Raw genomic sequence first — 24,725 nt, 5'->3', positions numbered from 1 at the left:
GATGAGCGCCCTTGACTGGCCCGGCCTTGAATCGCTGGAGTTCGACGCCCCCCAGCGCGCCTTCGGCCGCAAAGGGGACGCACCCGCCCAGCTGCCGGAGAATCCGCTGCTGCACGCCCCGGCGCCGCCGCTGGACATCAGAGCCCGGCTGCACGCGATCTGCGCCCTTTACGCGCACGCCCGCACACCCGCCCAGCGCCTGGCCCTACTGGAACAGCTGGAGGACATGGCCCTGGAGGCCGCCCACCTGCTGGCCGTGGACCTGCTGCGCAATGGCTGGCGGCCGGATTGAGGCTCAGCAGTCCAGGAACTTCACGTCCGAGGCCGCGTAGCGCATGTCGCTGGGGCTGAACAGGCTGGACAGGCCCAGCAGGGCGGGGCGGCCGGGCATGCTGAACACCGGCACCTCGGCCAGATAAGGGCTCATCCGCCCCTTGGTCCTGTAACGGCGGACAAAGGCCTCGCGGTCCAACAAGCCGCCGATGGCCTCCAGCAGGGGGCTGTTGAGAAACACCCCGCCCCGGGCGGCGAAAACCAGGGTCATGTCGCCGGCGAAACCGCCCAGCAGGCCGCTGAAGATCGAGATCGCCTCGCGCGCCTGGGCGTCGCCGGCCCGGGCTAGCTCAATGATAACGTTGTCATTTTCTGGCGCGACAAGAGGATCCCCATCGCCGACCAGGGCGCAGTGGATGTCGCTGAGGCCTTCCTTGGACAGCAGGCGCTCGGCCGAGACCTCGCCGTGACGGGCGCGGACGGCCGAGAAGATCGGGGCCTCCCGGGCCTCGACCGGACAGAAATCCATGTGGCCGCCCTCGCTGGGCACGGCCAGCCAGCCGTCGCCGCGAAGCGGAGCCAGGCCCGCCACGCCCAGGCCGATGTCGGGACCGAGCACGGCGATGGCGGCGTTGCGAGCGGCCTTGCCGGGATGGATCACGCCGAGCGCCGCCTCGGCGACCTTGGGGGCCCCCATGGCGCAGGCGGTGAAGTCGTTGACCAGATAGACCCGGGGCGTGCGCAGCACGTGGCGCAGCCAGGTCAGGGACACGGTCAGGCCGGTGCTGGTCAGGGTCACCGCGCCGTCGATCTCCGGACCGGCGGCGGCGACCGCCGCGCCCACCAGCACGTCCGCGTCGAGCTCGGCCAGCACGGACTTGAGGCCGGCCTCCAGCTCCAGCGAAGTGGAGCCGGGCAGGACGCGGTGCTCGCCCGGTGCGTCGCCGGGACGGGCCAGGGCGACGATCAGGTCGCGACCCGTCACATCGGCCAAGAGCGCCACGCCGTGGGTCATCGGGTCATCCCTTTCGCTTCCTCGATCGCCGGTCTTCGCCGGCCGCGGGATCCTTAGCGTCGAGTGGGTTACCGGCTAAATAACCGTGCTCGCCCAAGGTTCCTGCCTTCCAGGGAATAGCCCCGGCCGCGGACATGGTCATCGGCAAATAAACTCTTCCATTGCACCGCCGCTTAACGTCGTCGCGCGTTGTTACGGTTATGTCCAAGTTTGGTTCTGGCGGAGCTCTCGACCGGCGCGCCGGTCCTCGCACTATGATGCAAAACCCCGGGAAGGTGCTGTGCGGCGTCTTCGCGTGGGATTGCATCGTGCGGGATCAGTCGGACACCGGCCTGCGGATCCAGATGCTGTCCAGCGCCACGCCTCCAGGCGGCTTTCAGCTGGTCGACCTGGCCACGGGCTACGCCCACGACGTGCGCGTGATCTGGCAGAAGGACCGCGAACTGGGTCTGAGGATCATCAGGAGCCACGATTTGCGCGGCCTGGCCCCGGCCGCCCTGCAGACGGCCAAGCGTATCTGGCAGGCCGGCCAGGGGCGGGTCTCGGCCAGCTAGCTGTTCCGCAGCGCCGGGGCGATCGGACCCGGACCCGGGCCCATGCGCGGGCTGCTGAGCGTAGAATGCGATCGGGCCCCGGCGAGTGATCGCCGGGGCCCGAACGAACGGGTTACTGGTAGTCTCGTCGCCGGATCAGGCGGCGGCGCTCTCGGCGCGGTGGGCTTCTTCAGCCATCGCGCGGACCAGGTCGAGAACCTGGCGGCGAACCCGGCCGCGACCGATCTTCGGGAACACCTCGGCCAGCTCCAGGCCCTCGGGCGTGGTCAGGAATTCTTGCACGATGCGCTCGGCCTGTTGGCCGATCTCGTCGCCGTCCGAACCATCCATCGGGTCGGCCAGGCCGTCGAAGAAGAACGACACCGGGACCTGCAAGGTCTTGGCGATCTCATAGAGCTTGGACGCGCTGACGCGGTTGGCGCCACGCTCGTACTTCTGCACCTGCTGGAAAGTCAGGCCCAACGAGTCGGCCAGCTGTTCCTGGCTGACGCCCAGCAGCTTGCGACGCATCCGAACACGGCCACCGACGTGGAGATCGACGGGGTTAGGGCGTCGGCCCTCGGTTTCTTCGCTCAAGTTTCGCCTCCAAAGGTTGTCCAGTCACCATGCCACGTCCACGGCGTTCGTGGAACGCTGCGGCGGCGAAGCGCGGCGTTAGGTCGCTGAGGTTTAGCTTGTTAACCCTCAGCTTGCGCTAACGAAACGGACGTACGCGCCCAGATCGCGGCGATTTCCGGGCGAAATTATTTCGGCCACGCTTCAAGTTCCTACGCCGAGTCGCTCCGGGGACGGAGCAGAATCACCGCCTACTCGCGTGTTAAGCGCGTTAACGATACCAGCTCGCGCGAAGAGAATCGGCCAGGCCTAAGGACCAGCTCGACAGTCTTGCCACCGCGCCCCGTTGGGCGGAACATCGGCCCATGGCCGCGCATGACCGGAACGCCGAAGACAATGAAGGGCGCTACCGCACCTTCGCGGCGTTCTATCCGTTCTACCTGACCGAACACCTCAACCGCACCAGCCGGCGGCTGCACGTGGTCGGCACGACCCTGGTCATCGCGGCTGCGATCTGTGGTTTCCTGATCGATTGGCGGTTCTTCGTCGCCGCGCCGCTGGTGGGCTACGGCTTCGCCTGGCTCGGGCATTTCGTGTTCGAGAAGAACCGCCCGGCCACCTTCAAGTATCCGCTCTACAGTCTGGCGGGCGACTTTCGGTTGTGGTTCGAGGTGGTGACGGGCAAGCGGCCGTTCTGAGATCCGGCCGCTTCGTTCGCTTTTGCGATGTTGCGCTGCAACAAGCCCCGGTTCATGATCGTTGGTAATAAGAACGACAGGACGGAAGCGCAGGATGACCTCCAAGCCGTTCCAGCACGCGCCCGATGCGCCCTGGATCTTCCGCACCTATGCGGGACATTCCACGGCCGAGAAATCCAACGCCCTGTACCGGGCCAACCTGGCCAGGGGCCAGACGGGCCTGTCCGTCGCCTTCGACCTGCCCACCCAGACCGGCTACGACGCCGACCATGTCCTGGCGCGGGGCGAAGTCGGCAAGGTCGGGGTGCCGATCGCCCACCTCGGCGACATGCGGACGCTGTTCGACCAGATCCCGCTGGAGCAGTCCAACACCTCGATGACCATCAACGCCCCGGCGGCCTGGCTGCTGGCGCTGTACGTGGCGCTGGCCGACGAGCAGGGGGCCGACCGCAAGCTCTTGCAGGGCACCACCCAGAACGACCTGATCAAGGAGTATCTGAGCCGCGGCACCTACATCTTCCCGCCGGAGTCCAGCCTGAGGCTGATCGGCGACATGATCGCCTGGTGCTACCGCGAGGTTCCCAGGTGGAACCCGATGAACGTCTGCAGCTACCACCTGCAGGAAGCGGGGGCGACGCCGGAGCAGGAACTGGCCTTCGCCCTGGCCACCGCCATCAGCGTGCTCGACACCGTCAAGGCCGGCGGCCAAGTGCCCGAGCAGGACTTCGAGATCGTCGCCTCGCGGATCAGCTTCTTCGTCAACGCCGGCGTGCGGTTCGTCACCGAGCTGTGCAAGATGCGCAGCTTTACGCGCCTGTGGGACCAAATCCTGCTGGAGCGCTACGGCGTTCAGGATCCGAAGGCCCGCCGCTTCCGCTACGGCGTGCAGGTCAACAGCCTGGGCCTGACCGAGCAGCAGCCCGAGAACAACGTCTACCGTATCTTGATCGAGGCGCTGGCCGTCACCCTCAGCAAGGACGCCCGCTGCCGGGCTCTGCAACTGCCGGCCTGGAACGAGGCGCTGGGCTTGCCGCGCCCGTTCGACCAGCAGTGGTCGCTGCGCCTGCAGCAGGTGCTGGCCTACGAGACCGACCTGCTGGAATACGAGGACCTGTTCGACGGCAGCCACGTGATCGAGGCCAAGGTCGCCGAGCTGTCGAAGGGCGCGCTGGCGCAACTGGCCCTGATCGACGGGATGGGCGGGGCCCCCAGCGCCATCGACTACATGAAGGCGCAGCTGGTGGCCTCCAACGCCCAGCGGGTGCGCGCGGTCGAGACCGGTGTTCTGACCGTGGTCGGGGTCAATCGGTGGACCGACAGCGAGGCCTCGCCGCTGGCCGCCGCCGGCAAGGCGATCGAGACGGTCGACCCGCTGCTGGAGGCCGGCGTCGTCGAGCGGCTGAAGGCCTGGCGCGCGGCCCGCGACCCGGTCGCCGCCGAAGCGGCCCTGGCGGACCTGAAGGCCGCGGCCGCCGGTGGCCGCAATATCATGGAACCCTCGATTTCCGCCGCCAAGGCCGGGGTCACCACCGGCGAGTGGGCCGGGACCCTGCGCACGGTGTTCGGCGAATATCGCGGCCCCACCGGCGTGGCGGTGGTCGTCTCGACCGGCGAGGCGGAGGATGTCGAGGCGGTGAAGGCCGAGGTCGAGCGGGTGTCCCAGATGCTAGGCCGCACCCTGACCTACCTGGTCGGCAAGCCGGGCCTGGACGGCCACTCCAACGGCGCCGAACAGATCGCCACCCGGGCCCGGGCCTGCGGCATGCAGGTGATCTATGACGGCATCCGCTCGACGCCGGAAGAGATCGTCCGCCGCGCCAAGGAGGGCCGCGCCCACGTGGTCGGTTTGTCGATCCTGTCGGGCTCGCATCTGGACCTCGTGCAGGACGTCGTCCGCCTGATGCGCGCCGAGGGCCTGGACCATGTCCCGGTGGTGGTCGGCGGCATCATCCCCGACGCCGACGCCCTGATCCTCAAGCAGATGGGCGTGGCGCGGATCTATACGCCCAAGGACTTCAGGATCACGCAGATCATGAGCGACGTGGTGCGGCTGGTGGAAGCGGCGGCGCTGGCGGAAACTTGAGCGGTTGAGACTTCGTGCTACCCTGACGCGCATGAACCCTCTGGCCAAGGTGACCGACGGCGCCGACGCATCCGCGCTCATGCGCGCGGGCGCGTTCAGCTTCTTCCAGGCGGCGCCCTGGATCGCGCTTTATTTCGGGATCCATTTCGTCGGAGGCGGCGGTCTCGTCGCGGTCTTCGCGATCGTCGCCGCCATTCTCGCCAAGGGGCTGTTCGCCAGGCTGCCGGATCGTGAGCATCAGCCGGGGCCGGGCATATGGCTGCCGACGGGCAAGGAGCTTTGGCGGCGTCGGCTGGCCGGCGCCGCGCATCTGGCCGGCATGGTCGTCGCGCTGACCCTAGCGGTCGTGGCGAACCTTCGGCGGGAGCCCGTTTGGGAACTGGTCTATCTGCTCTGCACCGCAACCGGGTTCGGCGTTCAGGCCGTCCTGACCGCGAAGGCGGCGGTGACGCGGGCCGACGAGGTCGAACTGAAAATAGACACCCATGGCCTTTATGCGCGACAGCTGGGCGGGACCCTGGCGTGGAGCGAGATCCGTGAGGTTCTCCCGCGTCGACGAGGCGAGAAGATGCTTCTGCGCCTGGCCGTCGGTCCCAATACCCTGTCGCTGGTACCGGAGGAACGACGTCTCCGTGGCGGGGTCGTCGATCTGAGGCTGGCCGATGTCTGCGTCACCCGAGAAGCAGCGCTGACGGCCATGGCGCGGCATCTGTCTTCGGAACGCACACCGGCCGACGTGTTCGTCCAGCCGATAGAAGGCGTCTACGTCGACAAGCCCGTCGACGCGGACGGAGTCGCGGGTCCTGTTCTTGTGGGCGTGATTGTCGCGGGTGTGGCGACGAGTTGAGGGCGAAGGCGTCTCTACTCCCGCCCCAACCGCCAAGCCGCCGCCAGGCCGACAAGCGCCAGTGGCACAAAGGCGCAGAACAGCCACAGCCCATGCGTCAGGCCGTTGGCGGGCTCGACGCCGTGCGCGAAGCCCAGGGCGTTGGCCAGGGCCCCCGCCGCGGCCGCGCCGGTGGCGCCGCCGATCAGCTGGGTGGTGGGCACGGCGGCCGAGGCCAGGGGCTGTTCCTCGGGCGGGGCGCCGCCGATCACGCGCTTGGCCAGGAACGCCCAGCAGACGCCGAAGCCGCTGCCCAGCAGCACCATCGACAGGGTGATCCCGAGCAGGCCGCCGTGCACCATCTCATAGGCGCCCCACGCCACACCGGCCGCGATGACCACGGCGCCGACGCGGATCGCCAGGCCCTCGTGCCTGGCCTTCAGCCCGGCGACGACGAACGACAAGGCCGTCCAGCCCGCCGCGATGCCGCCGATCACATAGCCGCTCAGCAGCGGGTCGGCGCCGTGCAGCACCTGGATGAAGGTGGGGCCATAGACCGAGAAGCCCACCGTTGCGGCCTCGCAGAAGAAGATCACCGCCAGGCCCAGCCCCGTCGCCGTGGCCAGGTCGCCGGCCGCGCGGGGCAGCAGGCGGTCGCTGGTGCGGGCGTTGACCGCCAGCATGGCGGCCATGGCCAGGGTCCCCAACACCGCGCACAGCGTCGCCGTCAGTCCGCCGGGCACGACGCCCGCGGCGGCGATCAGGGTCACGCCCACCGTCAGCAGGGCCAGCTGCCGCCCGGGGATGCGCCCGTCCTCCGGCGCCTTGGGGGCGGCGGGAACCATGACCAGCACCGCGCCGACGAAGATCACCGCCTGGACCACGAAGAACCAGAAGGCTCCACGCCAGAAGCCGGCCTGCGCGAACAGCCCGCCGCACAGCGGGCCCAGCAAGGTGGCCGCGCCCCAGACCCCGGCGATCGCGCCATAGACGCGCGGCCACAGGCTTTCGGGAAACATGGCGCTGATCGCCACGTAGCACAGCGACACGATCGCCCCCGCGCCCAGGCCCTGGACCAGCCGTCCGGCCACGAAGGTCAGGAACTCCGGCGCCAGGGCCCCCATGGCGCAGCCGAGCGCGTAGACCACGCCGGCCAGGGCGGTGGCGCGTCGCAGGCCGAAGCGGATCGACAGCTTGCCCGCGCAGGCCCCCGCCAGGATCGAGCCCAGCAGGAAGGCGGCGATCGACCAGCCGAAATACTGCCAGCCGCCGATCTCGCGCGCGACGCTGGGCATGATCGTCACCGTCACCAGGGTGTCGGCGGCGTTCAGCCAGATGCCCAGGCACAGCAGGGCGAAGCGCGGGGCCAGTTCGGCGTTCAGCAGGCCGCGCCAGCTGTTCGAGGGGGTCATGAGGGTCTCCAGCGCGGCGGTAATGACCGTTCGCGCCCGACAAGCCAAGCCTTGCGGCTGAACTTCGTGGTCGCCCCGCCGTTGGGTGAAGCGTGAAACTGGCGATCCCCGAACCCTCGCCCGGCGTCCGGTCGCTGGCCGAGGCGGCCGGGTTCCTGCTGGACCTGCTGCTGGCCGGCCTGTTGGTCTTCGCCCTGGTCGACCGCCTGGCGCCGCCGCAGGACCTGCCGTGGAAGCCGTTCTCGCTGGATCAGCCGATCGGCCTCGCCACGGCCGGCAAGCTGGCGCGGATCGGCGCCGACCCGGCCGCCTGCCGCGCCGCCCTGCGCGAGGGCGGGGTGCGGTTCGTGAAGAGCGAGACGCGCGAGACCGGCTTCTGCTCGACACGAAACACCGTGCGAGCCGTCGGCCGCCTGGCGCCCGCCGCGCCGGTCATGACCTGTCCGCTGGCCCTGGACTACGCCTTGTGGGAGCGCCAGGTGCTGGCTCCGGCGGCGCGGGATATCCTGCACAGCCGGCTGACGCGGGTGGACCACTACGGAACCTATGCCTGCCGCACGATCTACGGCCGGCCCGGCGAGCGGCCCAGCGCCCATGCCCGCGCCGCAGCGCTGGACGTGGCCGGCTTCCGCTTCGCCGACGGGCGACGGGCCACGGTGGCGGCCGACTTCCGCGCCGACAGCGCCGAGGGGCTTTTCGTCCAGGCGGCGCGCCGCGGCGCCTGCCGGGTGTTCGGGACCGTCCTTGGCCCAGACTACAACGCCGCCCACCGCGACCATTTTCACCTGGAAGAGAGCGGCTGGAACAAGTGCTCATGACGAAGGGATGGGGACAGGCGCATGCGCCTGTCCCCGCTCATGGCTCAGAACGTCTTGGCCACCTCGGCCAGCTGGTCGGCGACGACGCCCCAGCCTTGGTGGAAACCCATCTGCTCGTGGGCCTGGCGGTCCTCGACCGTCCAATGGCGGGCGGTGGCGGTATAGCGGGTCGTGCCGTCGCCCAGGTCCTCGAACTCGATGATCGCCACCATGAACGGCTTTTCCGACGGTACCCAGGCCTCGACGAAGGCGTCGGTGAACACCAGGCGGCGGTTTTCGACCACCTCAAGATAGACCCCGCGATTGGGCATTTCCTGGCCTTCGGGCCCGCGCATGACGATCAGGCTGGCGCCGCCGGGGCGCACGTCGGTCTCGGCGTGCGAAACGGTCCAGGGCTTGGGGCAGAACCATTCGTGCATGCGCTCGGGCGTGGTCCAGCACTTGAACAGCTTGTCGGCCGGGACGTCGATGATCCGGGTCAGGACGAGTTCGCGATCGGCGATGGAAGAGGGGGTGGTCATGGCGTTTGTCTCCAGGGTTTCGGTTGGTTGCCCCGAGGACGGCCCCATGGGCGTCGATCCGACATCGCCGGAGAAATTTTGTCGGCGCGGACGCCGCGTCGGCGAAAGTCTCGCCGCCAGGGATCAGGCTTGGCCCGTCCCTCGCCGATGGGAGCAGGATTCCGCCGCCGGACCGCACTTGGCGCGCTGGAGGGCGGCGTCGACATGGTGGACGAGGACGCCGGGACGCAGCTCGGTGTTCGCGCTGGTCGCCACGCCGACCGCCGCCCCGCCGATCCTGAGCGCCAGGTCATCGATCTCGAACGGTGCTTCCAGGGCGCGGACCAGCCGCTGGGCGGGATATCTGGCGGCCTTGGCGCAATCGAGGCGGGGCATTACGACCGCGAACTCGTCGCCGCCCAGGCGCGCGACCATCTCGTCCTCCCGCGCGACCGATCTCAGGCGTTCGGCGACCATGCGCAGCAGCCGATCGCCGACCGCGCGGCCATGGGTCTCGTTGATCGGCGTGAACCGCTTCAGGTCAATGAGCAGCAGGCCGGTGACCTCGTCGCCGGTCTTGCGCGTCTGCAAGGACTGGCCCAGGAATTCCAGCATCCGATCGCGATTGGCCAGGCCGGTCAGCGGGTCTCGCGTCTCCATCTGGGCAAGGCGCTGCTCGGCCGCTTGCCGCCGAGCCGACTCGGTGCGCAGTTCGAAGGCCTTGAGGATCGCGAGCCCGGCCAGGACGACGACCGCCAGCAGCGAGACCGCGGCGTCAATTCGCCAGCCCGCGAGATCGCGGCTGAAGGCTCTCTCGACCATTCCGAACTCGATGCAAACTTCGAGGGTTAGAAAACTGGCGCAGATCAGGACGCTCGCCGTCTGAAGGCGATTAAAGAAATCGTTCTTATCTAAAGTCCTTGTCATGGCGATCATTTACCATTGTCGCGAAGGCGCGGCGGTGTGGATAATGAATATCCGTCTGTATTCAACATTACATGGCGTGTCGGTAGCGACCAGTATGGTGCAGCAATAGGTCGCAGAGCGCGTTTCGGGCCTTGTCGACGAGCGGCGCGCAGCTTGACGTGCGCGTGTGGCGACAGCACTGTGTCGAAAATTCAAACAAATGTTTTAGGAGCGCGCCATGACCACCCTCTTCGATCTCGCCGGCAAGGTGGCGATCATCACCGGCAGCTCGCGCGGCATCGGCAAGGCCATCGCCCAGCGCCTGGCCGAGCACGGCGCCAAGGTGGTGATCTCCTCGCGCAAGGCCGGGCCCTGCGACGAGGTGGCGGCCGAGATCAACACCCGGCATGGCGAAGGGACAGCGATCGCGGTCCCGGCCAACATCGCCTCCAAGGACGACCTGCAGCGCCTGGTCGACGAGACGCGGCGGGCGTTCGGCAAGGTCGACATCTGCGTCTGCAACGCCGCGTCCAACCCCTATTATGGCCCGCTGTCCGGCATCGCCGACGACCAGTTCCGCAAGATCCTGGACAACAACATCATCAGCAATCACTGGCTGATCGGCATGGTCGCGCCGGAGATGCGCGCGCGGAAGGACGGCGCGATCATCATCGTCAGCTCGATCGGCGGCCTGCGCGGCAACGCCGTCATCGGGGCCTACAACATCTCCAAGGCCGCCGACTTCCAGCTTGCCCGCAACCTGGCCCACGAGTTCGGCCCCGACAACGTGCGGGTCAACTGCATCGCGCCGGGCCTGATCAAGACCGACTTCGCCAAGGCGCTGTGGGACGATCCCGAGACCCTGGAGCGCTCGACCCGGGGCGTGCCGCTGCGCCGGATCGGCGAGCCCGACGAACTGGCCGGGGCGGCGGTCTACCTGGCTTCGAAGGCGGGCAGCTTCATGACCGGACAGGCCCTGGTGGTGGACGGCGGCGCCACCATCTAGACGGTGGCGCGGAGTCGGCTTCACGACCTAAAACGGGGAATATCATTCCCCCGCGCCGCTTTTTTGCGACGCAACGTCGCGCCGGGCCGATCTTAACTTTGAATACAGGCCCTTTCTCGTAGCGTACCCATGTTCACCGGGAAACCACGGCTTGCGGCGCTACGTCCTGTTCCTCGCGGCGATCGCAACCCTGTTGGCGGGCCCCTGCGGCCCGGCCCTCGCTCGGTCGCCGCAGTCGGCCAAGCTGGATGCGCTCTATCGCGAGATCCGGCGCGACGAGATCCAGCCGCCGGCGCGCGAGAACGACGACATCGAGCGGGTCGGGCGCCGGGCGCTCAGGCAGCACGGCGACAAGCGTCTCTACGGCCTGTGGTCGGTGCTCTATGCCTACAAGAGCAACCAGGTCCAGCCGCAGTTCGATGAGTGGTCCCACCGCGTGCGCCGCTTGGCCGAGGAAGACCACGACGCCGAACTGGCGACGCTGGTGGACCTGCTGCAGATGGCTTACCGCCATGAGTCCGGCGGCTTTCGCACCTTCACCGAGGCCGACTGGACCCGGTTTCTGGACCGTTCGGGGCCGAATATCCGGTTGATGGCCGCGGTCGAGCGCATCCGCAGCCTGGGCCGATCGGGGCAGTGGGCCGACGCCTCGCGCCTGGCCGCCGAAGCCACGGGCCAGCTGGAGCGCCGCGGCGCCATCGCCCGGCCCCTGCTGGCCGAGACGCACCAGGTCCACTCTTACACCCTGTCCTACATCGGCGATAAGGAAGGCGCGCTGGACCATATGAGCCAGGCGGCCCGCCTGGACGAGGGCAACGCCTTCTACATGCGCAAGGTCGAGCGCATGTACGACATCGCCTACACCGCCGCCGAGGTGGGCGAGCTGGACGCCGCCGAGCACTTCGCCGGCGTGCACCACAACATGACCCAGGCGGCCGGCGACCCGGACCTCAAGACCTGGGACCGCTATCTGTGCGCCCGCATCGCCAGCGACCGGCACGCCCCGGGCCGGGTGCTGCGCTGCCTGGCCGACGGCGACTTCGAGATCGCCCATCCGACCAATCGCCTGACCGGCCTCAGCCTGCGCCTGCGCGCCCAGGCCCGCGCCGAGCTGGGCGACGCGGCCGCCGCCAGGACTGACCTGGAAGCGCTGCGCGCCGTGTCGGTCGACAGGCTGGAGCGCGATCCCCAGGCCGAGCTGTTGCTCAGCGCCTATATCGCCCTGGCCGAACATCGCGGCGAGGAGGCCTTCCGCCTGCTGGACCAGTGGCGTCGGCAAGATCACGAGAAGACCCAGGCCGCCCTGTCGCGCAACGGCGCCCAGATGGCTTCGGCCCTGGAGACCGAACTGAAGTCCAAGCGCGACGAAAGCAAGCGCCTGACCGCCGAGGTCGAGCTGAACCGCCGTCTGGCCCACGCCTCGATCGTCATCGCCATGCTGCTGGGCGTGCTGGTGCTGGGCGGGGTGGCCTGGGGCGTCTATCTGCGCCGGGCTTCCGAGCGGCTGAAGGAGGCTCGCGGCCGGGCCGAGACGGCCAACGAGGCCAAGTCCGCCTTCCTGGCGGTGATGAGTCACGAGCTGCGCACGCCGCTGAACGGCATGCTGGGCATGGCCCAGGCCTTGCGGACCGAGAGCCTCGACGCCCGCCAGCGCGAGCAGGTCGAGCTGATGATCGACAGTGGCGACACCCTGCTGGTGCTGCTCAACGACATCCTGGACCTGTCGAAGATCGAGGCCGGCAAGCTGGAGATCTCCCCTACGGCCGGCGACCTGGTCGGGGTCTGCGCCCGCCTGGTCGGCGGCTATCAGCCCACGGCCCGCGAGAAAGGGGTCGAGCTGGTCTTCACCGTGGCCGGCGAGCCGCCGCCGATGCTGCTGTTTGACGCTGTGCGCGTGCGCCAGTGCCTGGCCAACCTGCTGTCCAACGCCCTGAAGTTCACGGTGGTGGGCCGCGTCGACGTGACCCTGGCTTGGCGGCCCGACCCGCAGACCGGGCGCACGGCGGTGAGCCTGACGGTGCGGGACACCGGCATCGGCATGAGCCCAGCCACCCTGTCCAAGCTGTTCGGCGCCTTCACCCAGGCCGACGCCTCGACCACCCGCACCTTCGGCGGCACGGGCCTGGGCCTGAACATCACCCGCCGCCTGGCCGAGCTGATGGACGGCGAGATCGTCGTCGACAGCCGCGAGGGGCGGGGCTCGGTCTTCACGCTCGGCTTCCAGGTCGACGTCGCCTCCAGCTCGGCGATGGACGGCGCGGCCCCGGCCTTCGGCGCCGCCAACGAGGATGAACCCACGCGCTCGCCCCTGCAGGGCCGCCGCGTGCTGGTCGTCGACGACCACCCGGTCAACCGTCGGGTCATCAAGCTGTTCCTGGCCCCGTTCGACTGCGACCTGGTCGAGGTCGAGAACGGTCGCGAGGCCCTGGACGCGCTCGAGGCCGAGATCTTCGATCTGGTGCTGATGGACGTCAACATGCCGGTGATGGACGGGCTGGAGGCCACCCGCCGCCTGCGCCGCGATCCGCGCTGGGCCGGCCTGCCGGTCATCGCCCTGACCGCCGACGTCATGCGCACCCAGATCGACACCTGCCTCGAGGCCGGCATGGACGCTCATATCGCCAAGCCGATCGACCTGCGTGACCTGCTGTCGGTGCTGGTCCAGGTGCTGGACAAGCGCGGCGCCGCATCCGCGGACAGGGCCGAGGTGGAAGCGACGATCTAGCTGGCGGCGGGCAGCTCGGCGGCGTCGGTGATGCCGAACAGCGTCCGCATCTGATGGCGCTGGTCCAGCAGGTCTTCCAGCGTGTACTTGTCGAGCACGGCGATGAAGGCGGCCGTCGCCTCGTTCAGCGCGCGGGGCAGGGTGCAGGCCGGGGCGATCACGCAGGCCGTGCAGTCCACCAGCTTGAAGCCGTCCTCGGTCTGGCGCACCACCTGGCCGACGACGATCTGGTCGGCGGGGCGCGCCAGGGCTATGCCGCCGCCCCGGCCGCGCACGGTGCGCACGAAGCCGGCCTTGCCCAGGTCCTGCACCACCTTCATCAGGTGGTTCTGCGAAATCTTGTAGAGCGCGGCGATCTCGCCGATCGAGGCCAGGCCGTCGTCGCCGCGCGCGGCCAGGTGCAGCAGCACCCGCATCGCGTAATCGGTGTAGCGCGTCAGGCGCATCGGCGCTCCGGGCGTCGCCCCTAAGGGTGACTACGTAAAACTGGTATTATCATTGCATGTTTTAGGGCGGACTTATAGATGCATTTTTTACGCATCAATTAGGCCTTCGCCATGGACCCGAGCCAAGCCGCCGAGATCGAAGCCGCCCTGCCGGCCCTGCTGGACCGGTTCTATGCCCGGGTGCGGGCCGACGCCGCGCTGGGGCCGGTGTTCAACGACGCGGTGGAGGACTGGGACCGGCACCTGGCCACCCTCGCCGACTTCTGGTCGTCGGTGATGCTGACCACCGGCCGCTACAAGGGCGATCCGATGCAGGCCCACATGCGGCACGGCCATCGCATCCCTTCGGAGATGTTCGGCCGCTGGCTGGCGCTGTGGAACCAGACGACCGCCGAAATGATGTCGCCCGAGGTCGCCGCGGCCATGCAGGCCAAGGCCGCCCGCATCGCCCAGAGCCTGGACCTGGCTATCCACTTTCGCCTGCCCAAGGCGGAGTCCTCCCGACCCGCGGCGTCCTAGCGACGCCCGAACCGATCAAACCCAGACCTCGATCAAACCAGACAAGGAGTAAGACAATGGCGGCTGCGCTGAGCGCGGAAACGATCGCGCGCGTCAAGGCCACGGTTCCGGCCCTGGCCGAACACGGCGAGGCGATCACCCTGGCGATGTACGCCCGGCTGTTCCAGGACGCGCATATCAAGGCGCTGTTCAACCACGCCAACCAGAGCAGCGGCGCCCAGCCCAAGGCCCTGGCCGGCGCGGTGCTGGCCTACGCCCAGAACATCGACAATCTGGGCGTCGTGCTGCCGGTGGTCGAGCGCATCGCCCAGAAGCATGTCGGCTACCACATCCTGGCCGAGCACTATCCGTTCGTGGCCGAGGCCCTGCTGGGCGCGATCAAGGCGGTGCTGGGCGAGGCGGCGACCGACGAGATCCTGGCCGCCTGGGGCGAGGCCTACTGGTTCCTGGCCGACATCCTGATCGACCGCGAGGCGGCGATCCGCGCCGGGATCGAGGCCGCCGACGGCGGCTGGACCGGCTGGCGCGACTTCGTGGTCGCCGAGAAGGTCCGCGAGAGCGCGGTGATCACCTCGTTCGTGCTGCGGCCCAAGGACGGCGGGCGGGTGATCGCGCACAAGCCTGGCCAGTACCTGACCTTCCGCTTCAACCTGCCGGGCGCGCCGGGTGAAAAGCGCAACTATTCGATCTCCGCCGGTCCGAACGGCGAAAGCTACCGCATCTCGGTCAAGCGCGAGGACCTGGGCGCGGCCTCGCGGTTCCTGCACGACCAGATCCAGGTCGGCGACGTGCTTTCCGCCACCCCGCCGGCCGGCGACTTCTTCCTGGCCGACCAGCCCGCCCGGCCGGTGGTGCTGCTCAGCGGCGGCGTCGGCCTGACGCCGATGGTCAGCATGCTTGAGCACATCGCCCAGGCCCATCCGGAACTGGAGGCCCACTTCGTGCATGGCGCGCTGAACAGCGATGTCCACGCGCTGGACGGCCATGTCCGCACCCTGGCCAAGGACCACGGCGGCGTCACGGTCACCACCTTCTACAGCGCGCCGCTGGCGGGCGACCAAGCGGGCCGGACGCACGACGTCGACGGCTTCATCTCGATCGACTGGCTGAAAGCCAACACGCCGTTCGCTCAGGCCGATTTCTACCTGTGTGGCCCGACGCTGTTCCTGAAGGTCTTCGTCCAGGGTCTGGCCGCCGCGGGCGTGCCGGCTGACCGCATCCACTACGAGGTGTTTGGCCCGACGGCGGAGGCGATCGCGGCCTAAGGGCGGTCGAGCCGATAAGATCCTCCCCCACTGGGGGAGGGTCTAGGCGGTGCGATCTTCTACTCCCGCGCCCTCGCCAGCCGCGCCACCGCCTCGTCCAGCGTCTCGTCCGCCTTGGCGAAGCACAGGCGCAGGATGTGGCGCACAGGATCCTCGGCATAGAAGGCCGAGACGGGAATGCTGGCCACGCCGTGATCGCGCACCGCGCGCAGGGCGAAGGTCCGGTCGTCCTCGTCGATCCCTGAGGCGTTCAGGTCGACGTTCAGGAAATAGGTGCCGCCGCTGTCGAGCACCACGAAGCCGGCGTCGCGCAACCCCGCCGCCAGCCGATCGCGCGAGCGCTGCAGGCCCGCGGGCATAGCCTCGAACCAGTCACCGGGTTCGCCGAGACCGAACGCCACCGCCTCCTGCAGGTTGGGCGGGGTGGTGAAGGTCAGGAACTGGTGGGCGCCGGCCAGGGCCCGGGTCAGGTCGGGGGCGGCGCAGAGGAAGCCGACTTTCCAGCCGGTCATGCCGAACATCTTGCCCGCCGAGCCGATTTTCACCGTGCGTTCGCGCATGCCGGGATAGCCGATCAAGGGCCGATGCTTTCGGCCGTCGAACACCACGGCCTCCCAGACCTCGTCGCAGACGGCGATCGCATCGTGCCGGACGCAGAACTCGGCCAGCAGGGCCAGGTCCTCGTCGGGCGTCACGACGCCGGCCGGATTGAGCGGGGTGTTCAGCACCACCATCCGCGTCCGGTCGCTGAACGCGGCCTCCAGCATGGCGCGGTCGAACCGCCAGTGCGGCGGCGCCAGGCGCACCAGCTTGGGCACGCCGCCGGCCCGCTTCACCATCGGCAGGTAGGCGTCGTACAGCGGCTGGAACAGCACCACCTCGTCGCCAGGCGAGATCAGGCTGAGGAAGGCCGCCGCCAGGGCCTCGGTCGCGCCGGAGGTGACGACGATCTCGTCTTCCCAATCCAGGTCCAGGCCCTGGGTACGCGCGTAGTGCGCCGCCACCGCCTGGCGCAAGGCGGGCAGGCCGCGCATCGGCGGATACTGGTTCGTGCCGCTGATCAGCGCCTCGCCGGCCTTGCGGCGCAAGGCCATCGGTCCGGCGTCGTCGGGGAAGCCCTGGCCCAGGTTGATCGCCCCGGTCTGGCGCGCCAGACCGCTCATCTCCTCGAAGATGGTGGTGGGCAGGTCGGCATAGACCGGATGAACCATGGCGTGTGCGCTCCTCGAGGCCTTGCCTAGCATGGGTTGCGCGATCGCGGATTTCTTCAAGTCCTATCGCTGGGCTTGGCCTAGGTTCGGGGAACGGATGCAGCGAAAGCCCTAGCTGGACCGTTGGAGCCAAAGCCCGTTCTGTCCGCTCCTTTCGGCGAGTTGCGTGGCGGAAAGGAATGGATCATGGAGCCGAACGCCCTTTGACCGACAGCGCCGTCCCCGCTCCGCCGCCTTCGCCGCCCTGGACCTGGTCGCACGGGCTGGCCTACGGCGCGGTGTCGATGCTGCTGGGCCTGACCCAGGGGCTGGGCGCCAACCTGATCAACAACAACCTGCCCTGGATCCAGGGCTCGCTCGGCGCCTACACCAACGAGTCGGCCTGGCTGTCGATCGCCTACACCGCCGCCAACGCCACGATCGGCCTGCTGGCGGTCAAGTTCCGTTTCCAGTACGGGCTGCGGCTGTTCGCCGACATCGGCCTGGGGCTGTTCATCGTGGTCGGCCTGGCCCACCTGCTGAGCAACGACCTGCGCTCGGCCATCGCCGTGCGCGCCGCCGCCGGCATGGCGGCGTCGGCTCTGTCGACCCTGACCCTGCTCTACATGGTCGAGGCCGCGCCGCCGGAGCGGCGGATCGTCGGCATCGCCCTGGGCATCGGCTGGGCCCAACTGGCCCTGCCGCTGTCGCGGCTGGTGTCGTCCGACCTGCTCGACACCGGCCAGTGGCACGGGCTGTACCTGGCCGAGATCGGGCTCAGCATCGTCTGTCTCTCGGCCGTCAACCTGCTGCGCCTGCCGCCGATCCCGCGCGTGCAGATGTTCGAGTGGCGCGACTTTCTGACATTCGCCCTGTTCGCGCCGGGGATCGCCCTGCTGTGCGTGGTGCTGGGGCAGGGGCGCTATGCGTGGTGGTTCGACACGGCCTGGATCGGCTGGTGCCTGGTGGCGGCCATCGTGCTGCTGGTCGCCTCGGCCCTGGTCGAGTTGCATCGCAAAAAGCCGCTGATCCACCTGCGCTGGCTGACCAGCGCCGATCTGCTGCGCCTGCTGGTCATCATCCTGCTGTTCCGCGTCGTGCTGTCCGAGCAGGGGGTGGGCGCGTTCGGCCTGCTGCAGACCCTGGGCATGAACAACGACCAGATGGCCGGACTGTCGTGGGTGATGTTCTTCGCCACCCTGGCCGGCATGGTCATCGTCGCCTTCACGATCAATCCCGAGCACGTCAGCACCCCGGCCCTGATCGCCCTGCTGATGGTCGCCGTCGCCGCCTGGCTGGACAGCCGGTCGACCAGCCTGACCCGCCCCGAGCAGATGTATCTGAGCCAGGGGATGATGGCCTTCGCCGGCGCCCTGTTCCTGCCCGCCGCCCTGCTGGCCGGGTTCCCACGCGCCATCCGGATGGGCCAGGAGTACATCGTCAGCTTCATCGTGCTGTTCTCGACCGGACAGGTGATCGGGGCCCTGGGCGGCTCGGCCTTCCTCGGCACGCTGATGACCATCCGCGAGCGGGTGCATTCCGACGCCATCGTCAGCCGGCTGAGCCTGACCGATCCGCAGGTGGCCCTGCGCGTCAGGCAACTGTCCGGTTCGTACGCCGGGGTGCTGACCGATCCGAGCTTGCGGAGCGGCGAGGGCGGGGCCCTGCTGGCCCAGCAGGCGACGCGCGAGGCCACGGTGCTGGCCTATGACGACGTGTTCGCCACGGTGGCCGTGATGGCGCTGATGGTCTTCGCCTACCTGTTGTTCCTGCGCGTCCGGAGCGACCTGCGCCAGCGGCGCGCGGCCCGCCTGACGCCCGTGGAGGCCGCCTGATGTCCGATTCCCAAGCCCCGCAGCCCGTTCCGCCTCCGCCCAAGCGCCTGTGGTCTCGGGCGGCCGTTCCGGTGATCGTCGCCGGGATCGGCGGCGTGCTGCTGGTGCTGTACGCCTGGAAGCTGCCGCCGTTCACGGGCGCGGTGCAGAGCACCGAGAACGCCTATGTCCGCGGCTATGTCACCCTGCTGGCCCCCAAGGTCGATGGCTATGTGACGGCCGTGGCGGTCAAGGACTTCCAGCCCGTGAAGGCCGGTCAGGCGCTGGTCCAGATCGACGACCGCATCTATCGCCAGAGGCTGGCCCAGGCCGAAGCCAGCGTGCAGTCGGCCCAGGCGGCGCTCGACGCCAACCTCCAGGCTCAGACCAGCAACGCCGCCCAGATCCGCCTCGCCGAGGCCCAGGCCAGCAGCAGCCAGGCCGCCCTGGCCAAGGCCGAGGTCGACATCCGTCGGGCCGAGCCGCTGCTGGCCCAGGGCTGGCTGGCCCCCAGCCAGCGCGACGTGCTGCGGGTGGCCCAGCGCCAGGCCACGGCCAGCGTCGCCCAGGCCCAGGCCAACATCGACATCGCCCGCCAGGCCCTGGCCACGACCAAGGTCAACCGCGAGGGGCTGGAGGCGACGCTCGCCAACGCCCGCGCCGCCGTCGAGCTGGCCCGCATCGACCTGGCCAACACCACCATCCGCGCGCCCGAGGACGGGGCGGTGGGCGAGGTCGGGGTCAAGCTGGGCCAGTACGTCGCCGTGGGGACCCAGCTGATGGGCATCGTGCCGCGCCAGACCTGGGTGACCGCCAATTTCAAGGAAACCCAGACGGCCCGCATCCGCGTCGGCCAGCCGGCGGTGGTCCAGGTCGACGGGCTGGACGGGCTGAAGCTGCGCGGCCATGTCGAGCGGCTGGGCCCGGCCACCGGCTCGGAGTTCGCGGTGATCAAGCCCGACAACGCCACGGGCAATTTCACCAAGGTGGTCCAGCGCCTGCCGACCCGCATCGCCCTGGATCCCGGCCAGGACGCCGTCGCCCGCCTGCGTCCGGGGATGAGCGTGGTGGCCCGGGTCGACACCGCGCGCTAGCAACCAACCGCGTTCTCGGGCATTTTCCCTAACAACCTTGGCTGTCAGGAAACAACGACATGAACGGTGTGGGCTTCATCGGTGCGATCATCATCGGCATCTTCGCCGGCTGGATCGCCGAAAAGATCATGGGCCGCAACCACGGCCTGATCACCAACCTGATCGTCGGCCTGGTCGGCGCGCTGATCGGCGCGTTCCTGGCCAGCATGCTGGGCATCCACTTCATGGGCTGGATCGGCAGCCTGATCATCTCGACGATCGGCGCGATCGTGCTGCTGTTCCTGCTCGGCCTGTTCAAGGGCCGCAACCGGGTTTGATCTCTTAGCCTTCTCCCCTTGCGGGAAAAGGTGGCGGCGCAGCCGCCGGAGTGAAAGGTCTCTCAGGAGCAAAAGCCGTGATCGGCCGGAAGGCCGGTCGCGGCTTTGTCATTCTCCGACCTTTCATCCGACCTCGCTCCGGAGGAGGGAAGGAGCTCAGCTTACCGCCGCCTGGGCGACGTCGTCCCCCGTCGGCCCGCGCCGCAGCTGCTGCGCCATGTTCTCCAGCAGGTAGCCGGGAATGTCGGCGATCGGCATGGGCCGGCCGAACAGATAGCCCTGGAAGTGGTCGCAGCGCATGTCCTCCAGGATCGAGGCCTGCTCGGCCGTCTCCACCCCCTCGGCCGTGACCTCCAGGTTCAGGGTGCGGCCCAGCAGGGTGATGGTGCGCAGGATGTCGGCGATGGCGGGATTACCCGACATCTCGGCCACGAAGGTGCGGTCGATCTTGATCTTGTCGAACGGGAACCGCCACAGATAGGCCAGGCTGGAATAGCCGGTGCCGAAGTCGTCCATGGCGATGCGCACGCCCAGGTCCTTGAGCGCCCGAAGTTGGTCCAGCGTGCCGGCCGTGTCGCGCAGCAGCAGGCCCTCGGTGATCTCCAGCTCCAGCCGAGAGGGCTCCAGACCCGATACGCGCAGGGCCGTCCGCACCTGGTCGACCAGGTCGCCGGCGGCGAACTGGTTGGGCGACAGGTTCACCGCCACCTTCAGCGGCGCGGGCCAGGCGGCGGCCTGGCGGCAGGCCTCGTGCAGCACCCACTCGCCGATCTTGCAGATCAGGCCCCACTGTTCGGCGCATTCGATGAAGTCGTCGGGCCCGACCAGGCCGCGGCGTGGATGCTGCCAGCGCAGCAGGGCCTCGAAGCCGGTGATCTCGTGACCCTTGGCGCCGATCAGCGGCTGGAAGAACAGCTTCAGCTCGTCATTGCGCAGGGCCGAGCGCAGGTCGATCTCCAGCGCCCGGCGTTCCTGGGCCCAAACATCCATGGTCGCCTCGAAGAAACGGTAGGCCCCGCGCCCGTCGCCCTTGGCGCGGTAGAGGGCCAGGTCGGCGTTCTTCAGCAGGGTGTCGGCGTCGTCGGCGTCGGCGGGGGCGACGGCGATGCCGACGCTGGCGCCGATCGACACGTGGTGGTCGTTCAAGGCGTAGGGCAGGGCCAGGGCGTCGACGATGGCCTGGGCCAGGGCTCCCAGTGCTGACGGCTCAAGATCGCCTTGGACGACCACCGCGAACTCGTCGCCGCCCAGGCGGGTGACGATTCCGGCCTCACCCACGCAGGCGCGCAGGCGGCCGGCCGCCTCGACCAGCAGGGCGTCGCCGATCGGGTGGCCCAGGCTGTCGTTGACGCCCTTGAAGTGGTCCAGGTCCAGGCACAGGACCGCGCAGCCGGCCGTTCGTCCCTTGGCGTCCCAGGCGCCGCTCAGGGCCTGCAAGAACGACAGGCGGTTGGGCAGGCCGGTCAGTACGTCGTAGTGGGCCAGGCGGGTGATGCGTTCCTGGTCCTTGCGGGCCTGGGTGACGTCGGCGCCGACGCCGCGGAAGCCGGCGAACACCCCGTCCAGGTCGTGGATCGGCTTTGCCGTCAGCGCCCACCAGTGGACCTCGCCGGCGACCGTGACCGACACCACCACGTCGCGGAAGGCCTTCTGGTCGGCCAGCAGGCCCGCGAGGGTGGCGGCCAGGCCTTCGGGCGCCTCGGCCATCCTGGCGTCCAGCCCGCCGACCACCCGGCCGAGCAGGTCGTCACGGGAAACCCCCGCCGCCTCGGCCATGCGTTCGGAGACATAGGTCAGGGCGCCGGCCGCGTCGACTTCCCACAGCCAGTCGCTGGAGCCTTCCTCGAAGTCGCTGAGCAGCAGGCTGACGACCTGCTTCTGGCGTTCCAACTCGTCGCCGGCCACCAGGCGGTCGACGAACACCTTGGCGTGCGACAGGCAGGACAGGCCCACGACCAGGTAGCAAAAGATCAGAAGCCCGGCCAAGGCCAGCAGGATGGGGTCATGGCTGGTCAGCAGCACTAGCAGCGAACCGACGACCAGCGGCGTGGTGTAGGCCAGGGCGGCCATCGGCAGGGTCAGCAGGGCGAAGCTGCCGGTGCCGATCATGCCCGCCGTCAGGGCGACGATCAGCATGCTCATCTGGGTGCCGGCGTCGCGCAGGGCCACGTAGGGCAGCACGCCCCACAGGGCGCCCAGCAGGCCGGTCTGCATCGCCACGCGACGCGCGCCGCGGGCCGAGACGGTGTTCTTGGCGCTCTTGCGGCGGCGGGCGGACAGCCAGCCGTAGAGGCCCAGAACGGCGTAGGCGGTGACCACGCCGGCCCAGACCAGCAGGGTGAGCCGGTGCGGACCGCCCAGGCCGGCCAGGAACACCAGTTGGGCGTTGACGATATTGGCGACCATCATCACCGGCGTCAGGCGCTGGATGCTGGCCAGTTGTTCGAAACGGACGCGGCCGGCCATGGCCTCGGGCACGGCGGGCAGGTGGCGCGACACCAGGGCGGCGACGCGCGCGAAGGTTCCCGAAAGAGCGGAAGTCTGGCGCACGGCGCGATCCTGCAATCCCAGGACGCCCCGCATCCCGCTCGGGCAACCTAACGACGCTTCCTGAAACGCCGGTTAACCGTAGGCGCCGTGAGCACGAAAAAGCCCGCCATCCCAAGGAGATGGCGGGCCTTCGATCGTTCGTCCCGGACGCTCCGGGCGCCGGCTATTCTTCCTTGACGCGACGCTTGCGGAACGACGGGTTCAGGATCTGCTTGCGCAGGCGGATGTTCTTCGGGGTGACCTCGACCAGCTCGTCTTCCTCGATATAGGCGATGGCCTGTTCGAGGGTCATGCGGCGCGGCGGGGTCAGGCGGATCGACTCGTCCTTGCCCGAAGCGCGAACGTTGGTCAGCTGCTTGGCCTTCATCGGATTGACGTCGAGGTCGTCCTGGCGGGCGTTCTCGCCGATGATCATGCCCAGATAGGTCTTCTCGCCGGCGCCGACGAACATGGTGCCGCGCTCTTCCAGGTTCCACAGCGCGTAGGCCGCGGTTTCACCGTCCGAGTTGCTGATCAGCACGCCCTTGCGCTGCTGGTCGATCGGGCCCTTGTAGGGCTCGTAGTGGCTGAACACGCGGTTCAGCACGCCCGAGCCGCGGGTGTCGGTCAGAAACTCGCCCTGATAGCCGATCAGCGAGCGCGAGGGGGCGACCAGCTGGATGCGGGTCTTGCCCGCGCCCGACGGGCCCATGTCCTTCAGCTCGGCTTTGCGCAGCGACAGCTTCTCGATGACGATGCCCGAATATTCGTCGTCGACGTCGATCATGACGTCTTCCATCGGCTCCAGGCGCTTGCCGGTTTCCGGGTCGGTCTGGAACACCACGCGCGGACGGCTGATCGACACTTCGAAGCCTTCGCGGCGCATGTTCTCGATCAGCACGCCCAGCTGCAGTTCGCCGCGGCCCGACACCTCATAGGCGTCGCCTTCGCTGGTCTCGGTGACCTTGATGGCCACGTTCGATTCGGCTTCCTTCAGCAGGCGGTCGCGGATCACGCGGCTCTGGACCTTGTCGCCTTCGCGGCCGGCCAGCGGGCTGTCGTTGACCGAGACGGTCATCGAGATGGTCGGCGGATCGATCGGTTGGGCCGGCAGGGCTTCGGTGACTTCCAGCGCGCACAGGGTGTCGGCCACGGTGGCCTTGGACATGCCGGCGATGGCGACGATGTCACCGGCCTCGGCGCCTTCGTCGACCGGCGAACGCTTCAGACCGCGGAAGGCCAGCACCTTGGTGATGCGGCCGCGCTCGATTTCCTTGCCGTCGCGGTCCAGGGCGTGGATGGCCATGCCGGGGACGGCCTTGCCGCTCTCGATCCGGCCGGTCAGCAGGCGGCCCAGGAACGGGTCGGATTCGATCAGCACGTTCAGGATCTGGAACGGCTCGTCCTTCTTGGCGATCTGCTTGGGTTCCGGCACGTGGCGGACGATCAGGTCGAACAGCGGGGCCAGGTTGTCGTTGGGCACATTCATGTCCAGCGTCGCCCAGCCGGCGCGGCCCGAGGCGTAGATGTGCGGGAAGTCCAGCTGCTCGTCCGTGGCGCCGATGGCGGCGAACAGGTCGAAGGCGGCGTTGTGGACCTTGTCCGGATCGGCGTGGGCGCGGTCGACCTTATTGATGCAGAGGATCGGGCGCAGGCCCATCTTCAGCGCCTTGGTCAGCACGAACTTGGTCTGCGGCATGACGCCTTCTTCGGCGTCGACCAGCAGGACGCAGCCGTCCACCATGCCCAGGATCCGCTCGACCTCGCCGCCGAAGTCGGCGTGGCCAGGGGTGTCGATGATGTTGATGCGGGTCTCGCCCGCTTCACCGTTCCACAGGACGCTGGTGCACTTGGCCAGGATGGTGATCCCGCGCTCGCGCTCCTGGTCGTTGGAGTCCATGGCGCGCTCGGTGGTCGCCTCGTTGGCGCGGAACACGCCCGACTGGGCCAGCAGCTGATCGACGAGGGTGGTCTTGCCATGATCGACGTGCGCGATGATGGCGATGTTTCGCATGGACATGGAGAAGGCGAACTTTCGGGAGGAACAGATGGGGTTTGACGCTGCGCGCGTCAGGCGCGCGGCTTTTACGCGACTGCGCGACGATTATCCACCCCACCCCTGCGCGACAGATCGGACTGGAAACCGGTGTCAGCGCAAAACCCCTTAAATTTATTGGGTT

Annotated in this window: 22 protein-coding genes; 13 read left to right on the top strand and 9 right to left on the bottom strand. The window is 68.7% G+C overall.

Annotation, left to right across the window (positions count from 1 at the left end):
• Position 1 precedes the first annotated feature (1 nt).
• Positions 2 to 292, top strand: a complete 291-nt coding sequence (locus tag ASD47_RS06210; protein ID WP_056753116.1) for a hypothetical protein — start codon at positions 2 to 4, stop codon at positions 290 to 292.
• Between the two features lie 3 nt (positions 293 to 295).
• Here ASD47_RS06210 and ASD47_RS06205 read toward each other — a convergent pair whose 3' ends face one another.
• Positions 296 to 1,288, bottom strand: coding sequence for a glucokinase (locus ASD47_RS06205; protein ID WP_056753114.1), 993 nt, complete (start codon positions 1,286 to 1,288; stop codon positions 296 to 298).
• A gap of 308 nt (positions 1,289 to 1,596) precedes the next feature.
• Between ASD47_RS06205 and ASD47_RS06200 the strand changes: the two genes are divergently transcribed.
• Positions 1,597 to 1,842 carry a PilZ domain-containing protein gene (locus ASD47_RS06200; RefSeq protein WP_235525783.1) on the top strand — a complete coding sequence of 82 codons (246 nt, stop codon included), beginning with the start codon at positions 1,597 to 1,599 and terminating at the stop codon, positions 1,840 to 1,842.
• Positions 1,843 to 1,977: 135 nt separating this feature from the next.
• Here the strand turns inward: ASD47_RS06200 and ASD47_RS06195 are convergent, their stop codons facing one another.
• Positions 1,978 to 2,418, bottom strand: coding sequence for a helix-turn-helix domain-containing protein (locus tag ASD47_RS06195; RefSeq protein ID WP_056753111.1), 441 nt, complete (start codon positions 2,416 to 2,418; stop codon positions 1,978 to 1,980).
• A gap of 344 nt (positions 2,419 to 2,762) precedes the next feature.
• Here ASD47_RS06195 and ASD47_RS06190 point away from each other — a divergent pair, with 344 nt between their 5' ends.
• From ASD47_RS06190 to ASD47_RS06180, 3 genes are all read left to right on the top strand, one after another.
• Positions 2,763 to 3,095, top strand: a complete 333-nt coding sequence (locus ASD47_RS06190) for an Mpo1-like protein (protein WP_056753110.1) — start codon at positions 2,763 to 2,765, stop codon at positions 3,093 to 3,095.
• A 94-nt stretch (positions 3,096 to 3,189) separates the two neighbouring features.
• Positions 3,190 to 5,178, top strand: coding sequence for a protein meaA (locus ASD47_RS06185; RefSeq protein ID WP_056753107.1), 1,989 nt, complete (start codon positions 3,190 to 3,192; stop codon positions 5,176 to 5,178).
• A gap of 31 nt (positions 5,179 to 5,209) precedes the next feature.
• A complete protein-coding gene (locus tag ASD47_RS06180) occupies positions 5,210 to 6,025 on the top strand; it encodes a hypothetical protein (RefSeq protein WP_056753104.1) in 816 nt (271 codons plus the stop codon).
• 14 nt (positions 6,026 to 6,039) lie between these two features.
• Here the strand turns inward: ASD47_RS06180 and ASD47_RS06175 are convergent, their stop codons facing one another.
• The gene (locus ASD47_RS06175; protein ID WP_056753102.1) at positions 6,040 to 7,416 is read right to left on the bottom strand and encodes an MFS transporter; all 1,377 of its coding nucleotides are present in this window, start codon (positions 7,414 to 7,416) and stop codon (positions 6,040 to 6,042) included.
• Between the two features lie 92 nt (positions 7,417 to 7,508).
• On the opposite strand from ASD47_RS06175, the gene ASD47_RS06170 reads away from it, so the two are divergent.
• Positions 7,509 to 8,234, top strand: coding sequence for an extensin family protein (locus tag ASD47_RS06170; protein WP_235525781.1), 726 nt, complete (start codon positions 7,509 to 7,511; stop codon positions 8,232 to 8,234).
• Between the two features lie 44 nt (positions 8,235 to 8,278).
• Here the strand turns inward: ASD47_RS06170 and ASD47_RS06165 are convergent, their stop codons facing one another.
• Positions 8,279 to 8,755, bottom strand: coding sequence for an SRPBCC family protein (locus tag ASD47_RS06165; protein WP_056753099.1), 477 nt, complete (start codon positions 8,753 to 8,755; stop codon positions 8,279 to 8,281).
• A 123-nt stretch (positions 8,756 to 8,878) separates the two neighbouring features.
• Positions 8,879 to 9,556 carry a GGDEF domain-containing protein gene (locus ASD47_RS06160; protein ID WP_056753097.1) on the bottom strand — a complete coding sequence of 226 codons (678 nt, stop codon included), beginning with the start codon at positions 9,554 to 9,556 and terminating at the stop codon, positions 8,879 to 8,881.
• 322 nt (positions 9,557 to 9,878) lie between these two features.
• On the opposite strand from ASD47_RS06160, the gene ASD47_RS06155 reads away from it, so the two are divergent.
• Together ASD47_RS06155 and ASD47_RS06150 are read left to right on the top strand one after the other, a co-directional pair.
• Complete coding sequence (locus ASD47_RS06155; RefSeq protein ID WP_056753094.1) at positions 9,879 to 10,646, top strand: SDR family oxidoreductase; 768 nt, start codon at positions 9,879 to 9,881, stop codon at positions 10,644 to 10,646.
• A 151-nt stretch (positions 10,647 to 10,797) separates the two neighbouring features.
• Positions 10,798 to 13,371, top strand: coding sequence for a response regulator (locus tag ASD47_RS06150; RefSeq protein WP_056753090.1), 2,574 nt, complete (start codon positions 10,798 to 10,800; stop codon positions 13,369 to 13,371).
• Here ASD47_RS06150 and ASD47_RS06145 read toward each other — a convergent pair.
• Positions 13,368 to 13,817 carry an Rrf2 family transcriptional regulator gene (locus tag ASD47_RS06145; RefSeq protein WP_056753087.1) on the bottom strand — a complete coding sequence of 150 codons (450 nt, stop codon included), beginning with the start codon at positions 13,815 to 13,817 and terminating at the stop codon, positions 13,368 to 13,370. The two genes, ASD47_RS06150 and ASD47_RS06145, sit on opposite strands and share 4 nt — an antisense overlap.
• Before the next feature lie 111 nt (positions 13,818 to 13,928).
• Here ASD47_RS06145 and ASD47_RS06140 point away from each other — a divergent pair, with 111 nt between their 5' ends.
• Entirely contained in the window at positions 13,929 to 14,336 is a 408-nt protein-coding gene (locus ASD47_RS06140; RefSeq protein WP_056753085.1) for a group III truncated hemoglobin, read from the top strand.
• Between the two features lie 56 nt (positions 14,337 to 14,392).
• Positions 14,393 to 15,601, top strand: a complete 1,209-nt coding sequence (gene hmpA, locus ASD47_RS06135; RefSeq protein WP_056753082.1) for an NO-inducible flavohemoprotein — start codon at positions 14,393 to 14,395, stop codon at positions 15,599 to 15,601.
• A 59-nt stretch (positions 15,602 to 15,660) separates the two neighbouring features.
• Here hmpA and ASD47_RS06130 read toward each other — a convergent pair whose 3' ends face one another.
• Positions 15,661 to 16,812 (bottom strand): aminotransferase, encoded by a 1,152-nt coding sequence (locus ASD47_RS06130; protein ID WP_056753078.1) that lies wholly within the window; start codon positions 16,810 to 16,812, stop codon positions 15,661 to 15,663.
• Between the two features lie 203 nt (positions 16,813 to 17,015).
• Between ASD47_RS06130 and ASD47_RS06125 the strand changes: the two genes are divergently transcribed.
• From ASD47_RS06125 to ASD47_RS06115, 3 genes are read left to right on the top strand one after another with little or no spacing between them, the layout of a single operon-like run.
• Positions 17,016 to 18,626 (top strand): transporter, encoded by a 1,611-nt coding sequence (locus tag ASD47_RS06125; protein WP_082564490.1) that lies wholly within the window; start codon positions 17,016 to 17,018, stop codon positions 18,624 to 18,626.
• Complete coding sequence (locus ASD47_RS06120) at positions 18,626 to 19,699, top strand: HlyD family secretion protein (protein WP_056753073.1); 1,074 nt, start codon at positions 18,626 to 18,628, stop codon at positions 19,697 to 19,699. The genes ASD47_RS06125 and ASD47_RS06120 overlap by 1 nt, the downstream gene beginning before the upstream one ends.
• Positions 19,700 to 19,758: 59 nt before the next feature.
• The gene (locus ASD47_RS06115) at positions 19,759 to 20,016 is read left to right on the top strand and encodes a GlsB/YeaQ/YmgE family stress response membrane protein (protein WP_056753071.1); all 258 of its coding nucleotides are present in this window, start codon (positions 19,759 to 19,761) and stop codon (positions 20,014 to 20,016) included.
• Positions 20,017 to 20,172: 156 nt separating this feature from the next.
• On the opposite strand, the gene ASD47_RS06110 is transcribed toward ASD47_RS06115, so the two are convergent.
• Both ASD47_RS06110 and typA read right to left on the bottom strand, forming a co-directional pair.
• Positions 20,173 to 22,566 carry a bifunctional diguanylate cyclase/phosphodiesterase gene (locus ASD47_RS06110; protein ID WP_235525780.1) on the bottom strand — a complete coding sequence of 798 codons (2,394 nt, stop codon included), beginning with the start codon at positions 22,564 to 22,566 and terminating at the stop codon, positions 20,173 to 20,175.
• Between the two features lie 163 nt (positions 22,567 to 22,729).
• Positions 22,730 to 24,565, bottom strand: a complete 1,836-nt coding sequence (typA, locus tag ASD47_RS06105; protein ID WP_056753068.1) for a translational GTPase TypA — start codon at positions 24,563 to 24,565, stop codon at positions 22,730 to 22,732.
• Between the last annotated feature and the right edge of the window lie 160 nt (positions 24,566 to 24,725).

Origin of the sequence: Caulobacter sp. Root1472 (genome assembly GCF_001426985.1) — a bacterium.
Classification (GTDB): Bacteria; Pseudomonadota; Alphaproteobacteria; order Caulobacterales; family Caulobacteraceae; genus Caulobacter; species Caulobacter rhizosphaerae.
This window is presented reverse-complemented; position numbering and strand designations above follow the sequence as displayed.